At 62.5% G+C, this 16,508-nt stretch carries 15 protein-coding genes; 6 read left to right on the plus strand and 9 right to left on the minus strand.

All coding sequences use genetic code 11. The features are described from left to right. Positions 1 to 24 precede the first annotated feature (24 nt). Genes ASD50_RS12375 through ASD50_RS12400 form a run of 6 tightly spaced genes read left to right on the plus strand, consistent with a single transcriptional unit; the run spans position 25 to position 6,826 of the window. A complete protein-coding gene (locus tag ASD50_RS12375) occupies positions 25 to 654 on the plus strand; it encodes an HD domain-containing protein (RefSeq protein WP_056241322.1) in 630 nt (209 codons plus the stop codon). Next, positions 651 to 1,766, plus strand: a complete 1,116-nt coding sequence (locus ASD50_RS12380; RefSeq protein WP_056241325.1) for a 3-hydroxyacyl-CoA dehydrogenase NAD-binding domain-containing protein — start codon at positions 651 to 653, stop codon at positions 1,764 to 1,766. Before ASD50_RS12375 ends, ASD50_RS12380 begins: the two co-directional genes overlap by 4 nt. 4 nt (positions 1,767 to 1,770) lie before the next feature. Further along, positions 1,771 to 2,934: an acyl-CoA dehydrogenase family protein gene (locus ASD50_RS12385; RefSeq protein ID WP_056241328.1), complete on the plus strand. Its 1,164-nt coding sequence runs from the start codon at positions 1,771 to 1,773 to the stop codon at positions 2,932 to 2,934. Continuing rightward, entirely contained in the window at positions 2,931 to 5,072 is a 2,142-nt protein-coding gene (locus tag ASD50_RS12390) for an acetate--CoA ligase family protein (protein WP_056241332.1), read from the plus strand. The genes ASD50_RS12385 and ASD50_RS12390 overlap by 4 nt, the downstream gene beginning before the upstream one ends. Next, entirely contained in the window at positions 5,069 to 5,851 is a 783-nt protein-coding gene (locus ASD50_RS12395; RefSeq protein WP_056241336.1) for a carnitinyl-CoA dehydratase, read from the plus strand. Before ASD50_RS12390 ends, ASD50_RS12395 begins: the two co-directional genes overlap by 4 nt. A gap of 33 nt (positions 5,852 to 5,884) precedes the next feature. Continuing rightward, a complete protein-coding gene (locus tag ASD50_RS12400; protein ID WP_056241339.1) occupies positions 5,885 to 6,826 on the plus strand; it encodes an alpha/beta hydrolase in 942 nt (313 codons plus the stop codon). Positions 6,827 to 6,832: 6 nt separating this feature from the next. Here the strand turns inward: ASD50_RS12400 and ASD50_RS12405 are convergent, their stop codons facing one another. The 9 genes from ASD50_RS12405 to puuE all read right to left on the minus strand — a co-directional run bounded on the left by ASD50_RS12405 (position 6,833) and on the right by puuE (position 16,454). Next, positions 6,833 to 7,663, minus strand: coding sequence for an alkaline phosphatase family protein (locus ASD50_RS12405; protein ID WP_056241342.1), 831 nt, complete (start codon positions 7,661 to 7,663; stop codon positions 6,833 to 6,835). A 6-nt stretch (positions 7,664 to 7,669) separates the two neighbouring features. Beyond that, the gene (locus tag ASD50_RS12410; RefSeq protein ID WP_056241345.1) at positions 7,670 to 9,337 is read right to left on the minus strand and encodes an ABC transporter ATP-binding protein; all 1,668 of its coding nucleotides are present in this window, start codon (positions 9,335 to 9,337) and stop codon (positions 7,670 to 7,672) included. Beyond that, positions 9,337 to 10,161: an ABC transporter permease gene (locus ASD50_RS12415; protein ID WP_056241348.1), complete on the minus strand. Its 825-nt coding sequence runs from the start codon at positions 10,159 to 10,161 to the stop codon at positions 9,337 to 9,339. Before ASD50_RS12415 ends, ASD50_RS12410 begins: the two co-directional genes overlap by 1 nt. A gap of 9 nt (positions 10,162 to 10,170) precedes the next feature. Beyond that, a complete protein-coding gene (locus tag ASD50_RS12420; RefSeq protein WP_056241352.1) occupies positions 10,171 to 11,130 on the minus strand; it encodes an ABC transporter permease in 960 nt (319 codons plus the stop codon). A gap of 15 nt (positions 11,131 to 11,145) precedes the next feature. Beyond that, complete coding sequence (locus ASD50_RS12425) at positions 11,146 to 12,735, minus strand: ABC transporter substrate-binding protein (protein WP_056241356.1); 1,590 nt, start codon at positions 12,733 to 12,735, stop codon at positions 11,146 to 11,148. 318 nt (positions 12,736 to 13,053) lie between these two features. Next, complete coding sequence (locus ASD50_RS12430) at positions 13,054 to 13,647, minus strand: nucleoside deaminase (RefSeq protein WP_056241359.1); 594 nt, start codon at positions 13,645 to 13,647, stop codon at positions 13,054 to 13,056. Continuing rightward, a complete protein-coding gene (locus ASD50_RS12435; RefSeq protein WP_056241362.1) occupies positions 13,644 to 14,150 on the minus strand; it encodes an ureidoglycolate lyase in 507 nt (168 codons plus the stop codon). Before ASD50_RS12435 ends, ASD50_RS12430 begins: the two co-directional genes overlap by 4 nt. Beyond that, positions 14,147 to 14,995 (minus strand): bifunctional allantoicase/(S)-ureidoglycine aminohydrolase, encoded by an 849-nt coding sequence (locus ASD50_RS12440; protein ID WP_056241586.1) that lies wholly within the window; start codon positions 14,993 to 14,995, stop codon positions 14,147 to 14,149. Before ASD50_RS12440 ends, ASD50_RS12435 begins: the two co-directional genes overlap by 4 nt. A gap of 25 nt (positions 14,996 to 15,020) precedes the next feature. Then, positions 15,021 to 16,454: an allantoinase PuuE gene (gene puuE / locus ASD50_RS12445; RefSeq protein WP_056241368.1), complete on the minus strand. Its 1,434-nt coding sequence runs from the start codon at positions 16,452 to 16,454 to the stop codon at positions 15,021 to 15,023. Positions 16,455 to 16,508 lie beyond the last annotated feature (54 nt).

Below are 16,508 nucleotides of genomic sequence, written 5' to 3' on the forward strand. Positions count from 1 at the left end.
TCCAGACCACAGGGTTCCGCGAAGATGGAAACTGTAAAATTCACTGCAATGAAGGACGGCGACCGCGAGGATTACGCCTTCCTGACCGAGCATGAGATCGAGTTTGCCGCCAAGACCGGCGAGCGCTTGCTCGACGCTCTGGTGAAACTCGATCAAGGGCTGTCCGGCTACAAGATTACCCGGCTCGGACATTCCCTGCAGGCGGCGACGCGTGCTTGGCGCGACGGCGCCGATACGGACTGGATTGCGTGCGCGCTGCTGCATGACATCGGCGACATCTACGCACCTTACAATCACGACGAGTATGCGGCCGCGATAGTGAAGCCTTTCGTGCGCGAACAATGCACGTGGGTGGTCGAGAAGCACGGTGACTTTCAACGCCTCTACTACGCGCACCACACCGGCGGAAACTCGCATGCGCGCGACAAGTTTGCCGGTCACGCCTTCTATGACGACTGCGACCTTTTTTGCGAACGCTGGGACCAGACGAGTTTCGATCCCGACTACGACACGCTGCCGATCGAGTTCTTCGCACCGTTCGTGTTCGAAGTATTTGCACGCAAAGCCTATGACCCCAAGGTGATCCGAGCAGGCGAGCGCGTGCCGCTCGCCGATCCGGCCACAGCCAAATTGAGAAGTGGAACATCCGCATGACGACAATCATCGCCAAGGCAGCCGCGGTCGGCGGCGGGGTTATCGGCGCGGGCTGGGTCGCGCGCCTGTTGTTGAACGGTATCGATGTCGCGATCTTCGATCCGGACCCGGAAGCCAGGCGCAAGGTCGGTGAAGTGATGAAGGGCGCGCGCCGCGCCTATAAGCAGATGCTTCCGGGCGGACTGCCGAAGGAAGGCAGGCTGACCTTCGCCAGGACCATTGCCGAGGCGGTGGCCGATGCCGATTTCATCCAGGAAAGCGTGCCGGAACGGCTCGACCTCAAGCACAAGGTGCTGGCCGAGATCGACATGCACGCGCCGGCCAACGCGATCATCGGCTCCTCCACCTCCGGCATCAAGCCGACCGACATGCAGGTGGCGATGAAGAAGCATCCCGAGCGGCTGGTGGTCGGCCATCCGTTCAACCCGGTCTATCTGTTGCCAATCGTCGAGATCGTCGGCGGCGAACAGACTTTTCCAGAGGCCATCGAGGTGGCTAAGGAAATCTATGCTTCCATCGGCATGAAGCCGGTGGTGATCCGCAAGGAGATCGAAGCCTTCGTCGGCGACCGCCTGCTGGAAGCGGCCTGGCGCGAGGCGCTGTGGCTGATCAAGGACGGCATCTGCTCGGTCGAGGAACTGGACGACATCATGCGCTACGGCTTCGGCCTGCGCTGGGCGCAGATGGGCATGTTCCAGGTCTATCGCGTCGCCGGCGGCGAGGCCGGCATGCGCCACTTCATGGCGCAGTTCGGGCCATGCCTGAAATGGCCGTGGACCAAGTTGATGGACGTGCCGGAGTTCAATGACGAACTGGTCGACCTGATCGCCAGCCAGTCGGACGACCAGTCCGGCAAATGGTCGATCCGTGAATTGGAGAAGATCCGCGACGACAATCTGGTCGCGATCATGGAGGCGCTGTCCAAGCAGAACAAGGGCAAGGGCTGGGGCGCTGGCGCGATCCACAAGGCCTACACCAAGCAGCTTGGCGACCTGGCATCGAAGAAGAAGCCTGCCGCGTCCAAGGCTGCGGTGAAGGCCAAGGCCGCCAAGCCGGTGAAGAAGGCTGTGGCAAAGACGAAGAAGAAAGTGGCCGCGAAGAAGAAGGGCTGAGGCGATGGATTTCGGTCTTTCGGAAGAACAGCAACTGATCGTCGACACGACGCGCGCCTTTGTCGAGAACGAGCTTTATCCGCATGAGCAGCAGGTGGAGCGCAGCGGCCACCTGCCGCTGGAACTGATCAAGGAGATACAGGCCAAGGCAATTGCCGCCGGTCTCTATGCCGCCAACATGCCGGCCGAGGTCGGCGGCGCGGGTCTCGATACGCTGACCTGGCTGCTTTACGAGAAGGAGTTGGGCCGCGCCAACTACGCGCTGCACTGGACCTGCGTGGCGCGCCCGTCAAACATCCTGCTCGCCGGCACCGACGAGCAGAAGGAAAAATATCTCTATCCCTGCATTCGCGGCGAGAAGTGGGACTGCCTTGCGATGACCGAGCCGGGCGCGGGCTCCGACCTGCGCGGCATGAAGGCGAGCGCGGTGCAGGATGGCGACGACTGGGTGCTGAACGGCACCAAGCACTTCATCAGCCATGCCGACCTTGCCGACTTCGCCATCTGCTTCATGGCCTCGGGCGAAGAGGAAACGCCGCGCGGCAAGCGCAAGAAGATCACCGCCTTCTTTGTTGACAAGGGCACCAAGGGCTTTGCGGTGCGCGACGGCTATCGCAATGTGTCGCATCGCGGCTACACCAACGCCATCCTCGAATTTGACGATTGCCGTCTGCCGAAGGAGCAGGTGCTGGGCGAAGTCCACAAGGGCTTCGAGGTGGCGAATTCGTGGCTCGGCGCGACGCGCCTGCAAGTTGCCTCGACCTGCCTTGGCCGGGCCGAGCGCGCCTTGCAGCACTCGATCGAATATGCCGCCCAGCGCCAGCAATTCGGCCAGCAGATCGGCAAGTTCCAGGGCGTATCGTTCAAGCTTGCAGACATGGCGCTGGAACTGAAGGCGGCCGAATTGCTGACCCGCGAGGCCGGCTGGAAATACGACCAGGGCACGGTCACCGACGAGGACATGGCGATGGCCAAGCTGAAGGCGACCGAGGTTCTGGCGTTCATTGCCGACGAGGCGATCCAGATCCACGGCGGCATGGGCCTGATGGATGACCTGCCGCTGGAACGCATCTGGCGCGATGCGCGCGTCGAGCGCATCTGGGAAGGAACGAGCGAAATCCAGCGGCATATTATTTCAAGGGCGCTGCTGAGGGCGGTTGGCGGATGATGGAGCATCGCCTCGACCGCCTGCTGCGCCCGAAATCGATCGCCATCATCGGTGGTGGGGCGTTCGGCACCAATGTCGTCGAACAGTGCCTGAAGATGAACTACGCCGGCAAAATCTGGCCGGTGCATCCAAGCCGGTCAGACGTCCACGGCGTTGCGGCGTTCAAGTCGCTTGCCGACCTGCCGGCGGCACCCGACGCTGCCTTCGTCGCCGTCAACCGCAACCTCACCATCGACATCATCGGCCAGTTGTCGGCGCTTGGTGCGGGCGGCGCGATCTGCTTTGCGGCCGGCTTTCGCGAGACCGGAAACGACGATGCCGACGGCGAGCGCCTGCAGCGCGAACTGATCGCGGCGGCAGGCACGATGCCGATCATCGGCCCGAACTGCTACGGCCTGATCAACTATGCCGATGGCGCGCTGTTGTGGCCGGACCAGCATGGCGGCAAGCGGCTGGAGGAGGGTGAGCGCGGCGTCGCCATCATCACGCAATCCTCCAACATCGCCTGCAACCTCACCATGCAGCAGCGCGGCCTGCCGGTCGCCTTCCTGATGACGGCCGGCAACCAGGCGCAGACCGGCTTGTCCGAGATGGCGTTGGGGCTGATCGAGGACGAGCGCGTTACGGCGCTTGGTCTGCATATCGAAGGTTTCGATTCCGTCGCCGGCTTCGAGCGTCTCGCTCTCCGCGCGCGTGAACTCAAAAAGCCGATCGTCGCCATGAAAGTCGGTCGTTCCGAGCAGGCCCGCGCCGCCACCATTTCGCATACCGCTTCGTTGGCCGGCTCCGATGCCGGGTCTGAAGCTTTCCTCAAGCGGCTTGGCATTGCGCGTGTCGATTCGATCCCGTCTTTCCTCGAAACGCTGAAGCTGTTGCACACTGTCGGTCCGCTGGCCGGTGGGCGGCTGTCCTCGATGAGCTGTTCGGGCGGCGAAGCCTCGGTGATGGCCGATACGGCGGAAGGCCGCCGGGTCGGCTTCCCGGCCTTGAGCGACGAGACGAGGGCGGGGGTCAAGGAAGCGCTTGGCCCGCTGGTCGCGGTTGCCAATCCGCTCGACTACAACACCTTCATCTGGAACGACGAGCCGGCAATGACGAAGGCTTTCGGCGCATTCGTTTCGGGCGGCTTCGACCTCAACATGCTGGTGCTGGATTTTCCGCGCACCGACCGCTGCTCGGATGCCGACTGGTGGACCGCGGTGAGTGCATTCGAAGCTGCCTTGAAGGCAAATGATGCGCGCGGAGCAATCGTCGCCTCGATGCTGGAGAATTTGCCGGAGGTTCATGCCGTCGAGCTGATCAAGCGCGGCATCGTGCCCATCCACGGCATTGTCGAGGCTTTCGATGCGGCCGAGGCGGCGGCGTTTATCGGCGAGGCGTGGAAGAAGCCGGCTGCTCACGCGTTAGGGTCGGTACGAAATGATGAGTTGGGAGCACCCATGACAACACCCCCACCCGCGCCCATGGCGCAACCTCCCCGCAAGGGGGAGGTAGGGGCCAGCGTCACGCTGGATGAAGCGGAAGCCAAGGCGCTGCTGCGCGAGGCGGGTCTTGCGGTGCCAAAGGGCGAGCGCGTCGCCAATGTGGAGGAAGCGGTTGCCGTGGCGCGCGAGCTTGGCTTTCCGGTTGCGCTGAAGGCGCTGGGTGTCGCGCACAAGTCGGAAGCCGGCGCGGTCAAGCTCAACTTGCACAGCGAAGGGGCCGTGCGTTCCGCTGCAACGGCGCTCCTGCCGCTCGGCTCCGGCCTTTATGTCGAACGCATGGTTGCGGGCGGGGTGGCGGAACTGATCGTCGGTTTCACGCGCGATCCGGTTTTCGGCCCGACGATGACGCTGGGCAGCGGCGGCGTGCTGGTCGAATTGCTGAAGGACAGCGCCACGCTGTTGTTGCCCGCCGCGACCGACGAGATCGAGGCGGCATTGCGCGGGCTGAAGATGTTCCCCTTGCTCGACGGGTATCGCGGTCGCACCAAATCCGACATTGCCGCCGCCATAGAGGCCGTGGCCGGGATCGCGGATTTCGTGGCGCGCAACGCCGACGGTATCGAAGAACTCGACATCAATCCGCTGATCGTCTGCGGGAAAGGCGACGGTGCTTGGATCGCCGACGCATTGCTGGTTTCAAGGGAGGTTTCATGACCGACGTCATCACCACGCGCCGCGAAGGCGCCATCCTCGAGGTTACGCTGGATCGGCCCAAGGCCAACGCGATCAACATGGAAACGTCGCGGCTGATGGGCCACACGTTCAAGGCGTTTCGCGACGATCCCGCGCTTCGGGTGGCCATCGTCAAGACGGCTGGCGACAAGTTCTTTTGCGCCGGCTGGGATTTGAAGGGCGCTGCCTCCGGCGATGCGGTCGATGGCGACTATGGGGTCGGCGGGTTTGCCGGGTTGCAGGAATTGCGCGACCTCAACAAGCCGGTGATCGCCTGCGTCAACGGCATGGCGGTGGGCGGAGGCTTTGAACTGGCGCTGTCCTGCGACCTCATCTACGCATCCGACCATTCGTCGTTTGCCTTGCCCGAAATCCGCGCCGGCACGCTGGCGGATGCCGCCACGATCAAGCTGCCGAAGCGCATTCCCTATCATATAGCCATGGACCTTCTACTGACCGGCCGCTGGATGGATGCGCAGGAGGCGCACCGTTGGGGCCTCGTCAACGAAGTGCTGCCGAAGGAAAAACTTGAAGAGCGGGTATGGGAGATTGCGCGGTTGCTGGCAGGCGGTCCGCCGCTGGTGTTCGCCGCCATCAAGGAAACCGCGCGCGTGGCCGAAGGGCTGGCCTTCCAGGACACGATGAACAAGGTGACGCGCCGGCAGTTGCCGACGGTCGACAAGCTCTATGGGTCCGAGGACAATCTCGAAGGCTTCAAGGCGTTTGCCGAAAAGCGCGACCCAGTGTGGAAGGGGCGGTAGAGCGGCTTTGCCTCTTAGCGAGGGAGGGCACCTATGACCGACTATCAAAAGCTGATCGACGCCGAGACCTGGGCATTCATCGAGCGGACCAACGCGTTCTACCCAGAGGACACGGGCGAGCGGACCGTTGCCGAACAGCGCGCCATCTATGACCGTATGTGCCGGGAGTTCCATTCCGGATATCCGGATGGCGTTACGGCACAAACTTCATCGATCCCGACGCCGACGCACGACATTCCAATACGCATCTATCGCGCGGGCGAAGCCGCTGGTGCGGCTGTCGGGATCTATTTCCATGGCGGCGGTTTCGCTTTGGGCGGCCTGGAAAGCCATGACGACGTTTGCGCCGAACTCTGCGCGCGAACCGGCTTTGAGGTGGTGTCGGTCGACTATCGGCTTGCGCCCGAGCATGTCCACCCCGCCCATTTCGACGATGCGATGAGTGCCTTCGAATGGGCGGCAAGCACCTATGCCTGTCCTATCCTTTTGTGCGGCGACAGCGCCGGCGGCAATCTCGCGGCAGCGGTCAGCCATGCCACGCGCGGCCACAAAACCAGGCCGGTCGGTCAGGTGCTGATCTATCCGGCCCTTGGCGGCGACACCTCGCGCGGCTCCTATGTCACGCATGCGCAAGCGCCGATGCTGACGACCGGCGACCTCCACAATTATGAGCGCTTGCGGACAGGCGGCGTCGATCGCACCGGCGACATCACCATGGCTCCGCTGGCGGACGCCGATTTCGCCTATCTTCCGCCGACGGTTGTCTTCACTGCTGAATGCGACCCGCTGTCATCCGATGGCGAGGCCTACCGCGACCGTGTTGTCGCCGCTGGCGGCCGGGCGTTCTGGCTGGAAGAGGACGGGCTCGTCCACGGCTATCTGAGGGGGCGGCACTCGGTTGCGCGCGCCCGCTCGAGCTTTACACGCATCGTCGATGCGGTGCAGGTGCTTGGGCACGGCGCCTGGATCTGGTGATGCGGACTACGCCAAGAAAGGCTTGGCCTTCATGGTGGCGGGCGTCTTGACGCCGAGCCGCTTCAGCACGCTTGGCGCGAGCTGCAACTGATCGAGCAGCACATCCATCTTCGGCCCCTTGGCCGGGCCGAAATAATAGAGCGCGAAATCCTGCTGCAATTCGTCATGGCCGCCATGGTGGCCGCGGTCCGTCTGGCCGTGGTCGGCGGTGACGATGACTTCGTAGCCGTTGGCGAGCCAGCGCGGCAGGAAGGCGGCGAGTTGCGCGTCGATGGTGAACAGCGCGGTGTCCATCTCCGTGCAATCGTGGCCGAAGCGATGACCCATGGAATCCAGCGTGCAGGTGTGCAGGACGCCGTAGTCGATGCCGAAACGTTCGGTCAGCATGGTCAGCGTCGCGAACAGATCGGCGTCGCTCGGCGTCATCTGGTTGATGCGGTTGTAGCCGGTCATGGTGTGGAAACGGCCATGATGGATGGGGCCGCCCGGCTCGTCATATTCGATGTCGCGAACGAAATCGAACGGTGCGCGGTTGAAGAAGGTCGACCAGAACGAGTGCGTGACGGCGCCGGTCTTGCCGCCCGCCTTGCTGACTTCGGAGAAGATGTCGGGCTGCTCGACCTTGAACACGACGTCGTTCGAGAGGATGCCGTGCGCCTGCGGTGCAACGCCGGTGTGGATCGAGGCGTAGCACGAGGCCGAGGTGGAGGGCAGGACCGAGCGCATGCGCCACACCTGCGCCGCGCCGGACTGCACCCAACCTTCGAGGTTGCCCATGTAGCGCCAGTTGCGCCACGGCAGGCCGTCCAGCACGATGAGCAGCAGTTTCGACTTCATGCCAGATCAGTTCCCGGCGCTTTCCATGCGTCGGTTCTTGATCGCCTTTTCCAGCCAGCCCATTTCCATCTCCGGAACGGAAGACAGCAGCAGGTCTGTGTAGGCATCGAAGGGAGGCTTCAGCACCTGCGATTTCGGCCCGTAGCGCACCACCTCGCCGCGATACATAACGGCGATGGAATCGGCGATCGATTTCACCGTGGCGAGATCGTGGGTGATGAACAGATAGGCGACGTTCTCTTCCGCCTGCAGCTCAAGCAGGAGCTTCAGGATGCCGTTTGCCACCAACGGGTCGAGAGCAGACGTCACCTCGTCGCAGATGATGAGCTTGGGCTTGGCGGCAAGCGATCGCGCAATGCATACGCGCTGCTTTTGTCCGCCGGACAACTCGGCCGGATAGCGGTCGCTGAAGCCCTTGCCCATCTCGATCTTGTCGAGGAGTTCAGCGACGCGGGTATCGCGTTCGCGCCCGCGCATGCCGAAATAGAACTCCAGCGGCCGCCCGATGATGGTTCCCACGGTCTGGCGCGGGTTCATCGCCACATCGGCCATCTGGTAGATCATCTGCAACTGCCGCAGGTCTTCCTTGGGCCGGTCGGCAAGCCGGTTGGCCAATGGCCGGCCGTCAAAGGTGATCGACCCTTGTTCGGGTGGCAACAGTCCGGTGACGGCGCGTGCCAGCGTCGACTTGCCTGAACCGGATTCACCGACAACGGCCAATGTCTGGCCGGGGAAGATATCGACCGAGACGTTCTTCAGGACCTTGACCTTGCCGCCGCCGTAAGCGGCGGTGACGTTCTTGACCGACAGGAACGGCGCCGTGCCCGGCTTCTTTTCCTGGTGGTCGATTTCGTGCACGGAAACCAGCGCGTTTGTGTATTCCTGCCGGGGTTCCTTGATGATCTGGCGCGTGCCGCCCCATTCGACCAGCCGGCCGTGGCGAAGCACCATGATCTCGTCCGACACCTGGGCGACCACAGCAAGATCGTGGGTGATGTAGAGGGCTGCAACGCCCGTCTCGCGGATGGCGTTCTTGATCGCCGCCAGCACGTCGATCTGCGTCGTCACGTCGAGCGCGGTGGTGGGTTCGTCGAAGACGATCAGGTCCGGCTGCGAGCACAACGCCATCGCCGTCATCACGCGCTGCAACTGGCCGCCGGAAACCTGATGCGGGAAGCGGTTGCCGATATTCTCGGGGTCCGGCAGGCTGAGCGCCTTGAACAGCCCGACGGCGCGCTTTTCGGCTTCGGCGCGTGTCGCCCTGCCGTGCAAAAGGGTTGCCTCGACGACCTGCTCCATCAGGCGGTGGGCAGGGTTGAAGGCGGCAGCCGCAGACTGCGCGACGTAGCACACCTCGTGTCCGCGCAGCTTGCGCAGGCCTTGCTTGCCGCCTTTCAGTATGTCGCGGCCATTCAAGATGACCTCGCCGCCGGTGATGCGCACACCACCGCGCCCATAGCCCATCGAGGATAGGCCGATGGTCGATTTGCCGGCGCCGGATTCACCGATCAGGCCAAGCACCTTGCCCCTTTCAAGGGTTAGCGAAACATCGTGCACGATGACGATGTTCTTAGGCGGCTCTCCGGGCGGATAAACCGTCGCCTCGATGCGCAGATTGCGGATGTCGAGCAGGAGGTTTGACTTCTTGTCGGTCGCTGCTTGTTTGTCAGCCATCACCCACGCCCTCCCTTCAGGCTGGTCGTGCGGTTGAGGACCCAGTCGGCAACCAGGTTGACCGAAATGGCCAGCGCCGCGATCGCTGCGGCGGGGATAAGAGCCGCTCCGATGCCAAACACGATGCCGTCCTTGTTTTCCTTGACCATGCCGCCCCAGTCAGCGTCCGGCGGTTGCACGCCTAGGCCGAGGAAGGAAAGCGCCGACAAAAACAGGATGGCGTAGATGAAGCGCAGGCCGAGCTCCGAGATCAGCGGCGAGAGCGCGTTGGGCAGGATTTCGCGGAATATGATCCACCTCATGCCTTCGCCGCGTAGCTTGGCCGCCTCGACATAGTCCATGACCTCGATATCGACGGCGATGGCGCGCGACAAACGATAGACGCGGGTCGAATCGAGGATGCCCATCACCAGGATCAGCGTCACCAGTGTTGACGGCAAAACCGACAGGACGACGAGGGCGAAGATCAGCGTCGGGATGGCCATCAGGAGATCGACGAAACGCGACATCAGCGTGTCGAACCAGCCGCCGAGCACAGCCGCGCAAAAGCCCAGCGTGGAACCCAGCGTAAACGACAGGGCCGTGGCCAGAACCGCGATGAAGATCGTGGTGCGCGCGCCGTAGATCATGCGCGATAGAAGGTCCCGGCCGAGATTGTCGGTTCCAAGCCAGAACTGCGAGGACATCGGCTGCCAAACGTCGCCGACGATCTGCGCGTTGCCATGTGGGGCAATCCACGGCGCAAAGACCGCCGCAATGACGAACAGAGCCGTCAGGACGATCCCGATCAGCGCTGGAATTGGGATGCGTTTGATATCCAGCATGGCTGCGCCCTACTTCGGATGTCTGAGACGCGGATTGGCGACAATGGACGCGATATCCGCAACGATGTTGAGCGTGATGTAGACGGCGGCGAAGATGAGGCCGACAGCCTGAACGACCGGCACGTCGCGCTTGGTGACATGATCGACCAGATATTGTCCCATGCCCGGATAGACGAAGATGACTTCGACCACGACGACGCCGACGATCAGGTAGGCAAGGTTGAGCATCACGACGTTGATGATCGGGGCGACGGCATTGGGCAGAGCGTGCTTGCGTATGATGGAAAACGCCGACAGGCCCTTGAGTTCCGCAGTCTCCACGTAAGCTGACTGCATGACGTTGAGGATGGCGGCGCGCGTCATGCGCATCATCTGCGCCAGCACGACCAGGGTTAGTGCTGCCGCGGGCAATGCGATTGCCTGCATTCGCTCAAGGAACGGCATGCCGTCATAGACGGTGGAGATGCCCGGGAATATTTGCCATTGCACGGCGAAGAAATAAACGAGCAGATAGCCGATGAAGAATTCGGGAAACGAGGTCGAGGCGAGCGCCAGGCCCGAAATCAGCTTGTCGACCCAACCGTCGCGATAACGTACGGCGAGCAGGCCGAGGACGATCGCAAGCGGCACCGATATGAGCGCAGCGCAAAAGGCAAGAAACAGCGTGTTCCACAATCGCCCGCCGATCGAGGTGGCGATATCCTGTCCACTCGAAAGCGCGGTGCCGAGGTCACCGGTCAGGACCCCGCCCAGCCACCTGAAGTAGCGGATATAGGCCGGATCGTTCAGTCCCAGTTCCGCCCGCAGGTTGGCGAGCGATTCAGGCGTTGCCGCCTGGCCGAGAATGGATTGCGCGACGTCGCCGGGCAGCACCTGGGTGCCGGCGAAGATCAGGACCGAAACGGCCACCAACAGGAGGATGCCCAGCGCAACGCGCTGGGCCACGAGTTTCAGGATGGGTGAGGACATGCGCTCAAGGCCGGCTTAGGCTTCGAGCCAGCAAATCGACAAAGCGTAGCCTCCGCACATCTCTTGAGCGGGATTGCTTACCCAGCCCTGTACACCCTTGCCGGAGGCATCGATGTACTGGTTGAAGAACGGAACGATCAGTCCGCCCTCGTCGCGCATCACCATGGCCATGTCGCGATACATGGCCTTGCGCTTGTCCTGATCGAGTTCGCCGCGTGCCGCGACAACCATCTTGTCGAACTCCGGACGCTTCCAGCGCGTGTCGTTCCAGTCGGCGCTCGAAACATAGGCCGTGGAATACATCTGGTCCTGCGTTGCGCGGCCACCCCAGTAGGAGAGCGAGAAGGGCTGCTTGTTCCAGACTTCCGACCAGTAGCCGTCGCCCGGTTCGCGCTTGATTTCGATGGTGATGCCTGCCTTGGCGCAGCTCTGCTGGTAGAGCTGTGCGGCGTCGACGGCACCGGGGAAGGCGACGTCCGAGGTTCTCAAGAGGATCGAGCCGCTATGGCCTGACTTCTTGTAGAACTCGGCTGCCTTGTCCGGGTCGAACTTGCGCTGCTCGATATCGGTCGAGAACAGCGGATAGGCTTCGTTGACCGGGATGTCGTTGCCGACCGAACCATAGCCGCGCAGGATCTTGTCGAGCAATTCCTCGCGGTCCATGGCGAGCTTGAGCGCCATGCGCAGGTCGTTGTTGTCGAAGGGCGCGGTGTCGCAGAACATGTTGAACGGGTAGAAGCCGCGACCGGAAACGTTCTGGATCGTCACGCCGGGAACGCGCTTGACGAGATCGACGACCTTCGGTTCGACGCGGTTGATCATGTTGACCTGACCGCCCTGGAGGGCGGCGGTGCGCGCCGTCGCATCGTTGATGACGACGATTTCGATCTGGGCGGCGTGGCCGATCTTGTCGCCCTGCCAGTAGTTCGCGAACTTTTCGCCGCCGTAGCGGACGCCCGGCTCATCGACGGTGACCTTGTAGGGTCCGGCGCTGATGCCGGCATTCGGGTTGTCCTTGCCGCCGTTCGGCTGGATGACCAGATGGTAGTCGGCCATCAGGTAGGGGAAGTCGGCATTCGGGTCCTTCAGCGTGATGACGACTTCGTCGCCGCTGGCCTTCATCGTGTCGATGCCCTGCAGGATGCCGAGCGCGGCCGATTTCGACTTTTCATCGCTGTGACGCTCAAGGGTAGCTACCACGTCTTCCGCCGACACCGTCTTGCCATCATGGAATTCGATGCCCTTGCGGATCTTCATGGTCCAGGTCTTGGCGTCCGGCGACGAGCCGATCTCCTCGGCGATGCGGTTCTCGAGGCTGCCGTCGGGATTGAGCTCGACCAGCATTTCGCCCCATGCCTTGCCGAACGAGAAGTTCACCTGGCTAAGGTTCAGGGCAGGGTCAAGTACGTTGGAGGATTCGCCGCCCTGCAGGCCGGCCTTGAGCATGCCGCCCTTGACCGGACCTTCGGCGCGGGCTGCGTCTGAAAGCAGCGTGTTGGCAAAAGCAGCGCTCACTCCAAGCGCCGCCGCGCGGCCAAGGAAATCGCGCCGGCTAAGCTTGCCGGTCGCGACGCGGCGGCTGAGGAATTCAAGTTCATTCGACATGGTCTAGGCTCCTCACTCTGTGTTTGACCTTCCGGTCTCTTTTTTAGTTATTCATTTGTCGTGAATAATGGGGGCAAGGCGAAGTTCGACGCAAGACCGAATGCGACATCGGGTGGCGTAAATCGCATGTCGTGTTTGGACCAACGGGTTTTCAATCACAGGGTGTGACTGAAGGACCAATGCGGGCGGATTTGACGGGAATATCAAAGATGCTCGCCCGCACGCCGCGGCTCACGGCCAAATCCGGGCAATGTCGCATGTCGGATTGCGACGTGCGTGGCGCTTGCCGGCAGCTTCGCGCCGCCGGCGGAAATCCGCTCAGTTGAGCGGGATGTCGTTGCCGGCCTTGCTGGACTGATAGGTGCCGGAAAGCTGGTCGTAACGCCGCGAGATCGCATCGATGCGCGCCTCGAGCCGGGTGCGGTCTGCTTCAGGCATGGTGCGTGCCAGCTTACGGATCGAATAGCTTTTCCAGTAGGCGTTTTCGGCATTGTAGCCGCCGGGATCGAGCCGGAACACCTCTTTGAGGATCTTCAGGTCGTGCGGAATGGCGAAGCTGTCGCGCGAATCCTCGTGGCTGAACAGATAGTAGAAATTGTCGAAACCGGCCCATGTGATCGCCGACAGGCACAGCGAACAAGGTTCGTGCGTGGCGACGAAAAGCGCATCCTTCGTATCGACGCGCTCGGCTTTCGGCATTTCGTAAAACCGCTTCAGGCAATGGATCTCGCCATGCCAGAGCGGATTTTCGATCTCGTTGTTGGTCTCGGCGATGACGACCGAGCGGTTGCCCTTCCTGAGGATCGCGGCGCCGAAAAGCTTGTTGCCCTCTTTCACGCCTTCTGCCGTTTTCGGCACGATGTCGTACTCGATGACATCTAGCAGGCGGTCGATCAGAGAGACGTCGCTCACGGCTTGAACCCTTTAGGCAAGCGGATTTCATACGGATGCGAGAAATGGAACTCTTCGAGATTGGAGCCGTCGCCACCCCGGTCAACGAGGACGAAATCCTGGTTTTCACCGACCGGCGTCAGCACGCCATGCCATGCGTTGCGGCGATAATTCACCCCTTGGCCGGGCGAGGTCAGGAAGGCTTGCGGCGTACCCGGTCCATCCGGTCCATCAGGACACACGACGACGACGAACGGGTTTGGCGACATTGGAATGAACGCCTGGCTGCCGAGCGGGTGGCGTTCGACCATGGTCAGCTTCAACGGGAATTCGTAAGGCGTGCCGCGTGCGATCGAGATCAGCACGCGCGCATTCGGGCCGGTCACTTCCGGCCGTGCGAGGTCGTGGTAGCGCTCGCACTTGCCGTTGTTGATCGGATAGTGGTTGCTGGTTTCGACGTCGATCACGTCGCCGAAAGGCGCAAAACTTTCGCGCGTCAGAGGTTGGGCAACGATTACGCTCATGGTGCGCGCCTCGGCGCGAATGTGCCGCCAAGCTTGGCGTGGCGATTGACGTCCTTGTAAAGCAGGTAGCGGAAATTGCTGGGCCCGCCGGCATAGCAGGCCTGTGGGCAGAAGGCGCGCAGCCACATGAAGTCGCCGGCCTGCACCTCCACCCAGTCCTGGTTCAGCCGGTAGACGGCTTTGCCTTCGAGCACGTAGAGCCCGTGCTCCATGACATGGGTTTCAGGGAACGGGATGACGGCGCCGGGCTGGAGCGTGACGATTGTCACGTGCATGTCGTGGCGCAGGTCCGAAGGCTCGATGAAGCGGGTTGTCGCCCATGCGCCGTTGGTGTCCGGCATGGGGGCAGGCATGATGTCGTTTTCATTGGCGAAGACCGGTTCCGGCACATCGAGGCCGTCGAGGAATTCGTAAGCCTTGCGTATCCAGTGGAAGGAGGCGGTGTGGCTGCCATTGTTGCGCAGCGTCCAGCCGCTGCCGGGCGGCAGGAAGGCGTAGCCGCCGGAGGTCAGGCGGTGCGCCTTGCCGGCGACCGTGACCGTGACCTCGCCTTCAACGATGAACAGCACGCCCTCCGCACCGCTATCATGTTCCGGACGGTCGCTGCCGCCGCCCGGTTCGACCTGCATGATGTACTGCGAGAAGGTTTCGGAGAAACCGGAGAGCGGGCGTGCGATCACCCAAAGCCGCGTCTTGTCCCAGAACGGCAGGAAGCTGGTGACGATATCGCTGAATTCCCGCTTCGGGATGACAGCATACGCCTCGGTGAAGACGGCGCGGTCGGTGATGAGGTCACTCTGGGGCGGCAAGCCGCCTCGGGGCACATGATAGGTGCGGTCAGCCATGGTCTTCATATCCATAGATTGAATCCTAGAGGGGCAGCATGTCTTTCAGGCGCAAAAGGGCGATACGCTCGACCTGTTTGCAGGCGGTCTTGAGTTCGGTCTCGCGGTCATTGCCGATGCGGGCCTCGAATTCGGAAAGGATTTCCTCCTTGGTCCTGCCCTTGGCCGCAATGATGAAGGGAAAGCCGAAATTGGTGACATAGGCGGCGTTGAGCTTGGAAAACAGCTCGCGCTCCTTGGTCGTAAGCGCGTCGAGGCCGGCGGCCGCCTGTTCCCTGGTCGATTCCGGCGTCAGTTGCTTGGCAGCGGCCAGCTTCCCGGCGAGATCGGGATGCGCCTTCAGGACGCCGAGCCTCTCGGTGTCGCTGGCCGAACGGAAAACGCGGCAGAGCGCATTGTGCAGGCCGCCGGCGCTGTCATGCGCGGGGCCCAGTTCCAGCTCGTAGGCGCGTTCGGCGACCCACGGCGAATGCTCGAAGACGCCGCCGAAGCTTTTCACGAAATCGGCCTTGGACATGCGCGACGGGCGAAGCGCTGCCGCCTCGTAAGGGTGATGTTCCTGCCAGTGGCGCGCAATTTCGATGCGGCGCGGCAGCCAGACCTTGTCGTGGCTTTTCACATAGTCGACGAAGCGCTGAAGCGCCGCCACCCGGCCCGGCCGGCCGATCAGGCGGCAGTGCAGGCCGATGGTCATCATCTTTGAACGGCCCGCCTTGCCCTCGGCATAGAGGGAATCGAAGGCGTCCTTCAGGTAAGTGTAGAACTGCTCGCCGTTGGAGAAGCCGGCCTGGATGCCGAAGCGCATGTCGTTGGCATCGAGCGTGTAGGGGATGACGAGCTGCGGTGAGATGGCGTTGCCGTGGCCGTCATGGTCGAGCCAGTAGGGCAGGTCGTCGTCATAGGTGTCGGAAATGTAGTCGAAGCCGCCCAGCCTGGCGACGAGCGGGACACTGTTCTCCGAGGTGCGGCCGGTGTACCAGCCGGTGGGGCGTTCGCCGGTGACTTCAGTGTGCAGCCGTATTGCTTCCTCGATATCCTTGAGCTCGTTCTCCGGCGAATGGTCGCGATAGTCGATCCATTTCAGACCGTGGGTGGCAATCTCCCAGCCGGCTTCCTGCATGGCCGTGACCTGATCGGGGGAACGGGCAAGAGCCGCCGCGACGCCATAGACGGTGACGGGGATCGACGCGCTCGTGAACAGGCGATGCAGCCGCCAGAAGCCGGCGCGCGAGCCGTATTCGTAGATCGATTCCATGTTCCAGTGGCGCTGGCCGACCCAAGGCGCCGCACCGGTGATCTCGGACAGGAAGGCTTCGGAAGCCTTGTCGCCGTGCAGGATGCAGTTTTCGCCGCCCTCTTCGTAGTTGACGACGAACTGCACCGCGACATGCGCTCCGCCTGGCCATTTGGCGTCCGGCGGATTGGCGCCGTAGCCACGCATGTCACGCTGGTAACGCATGTTGGACTGCTCCCGACCTTGTAGTTGCCATGCCAGATTATCAAAGGGAGAGGC

The organism is Mesorhizobium sp. Root552 (genome assembly GCF_001427285.1).
In the GTDB taxonomy this organism is placed as follows: domain Bacteria; phylum Pseudomonadota; class Alphaproteobacteria; order Rhizobiales; family Rhizobiaceae; genus Mesorhizobium.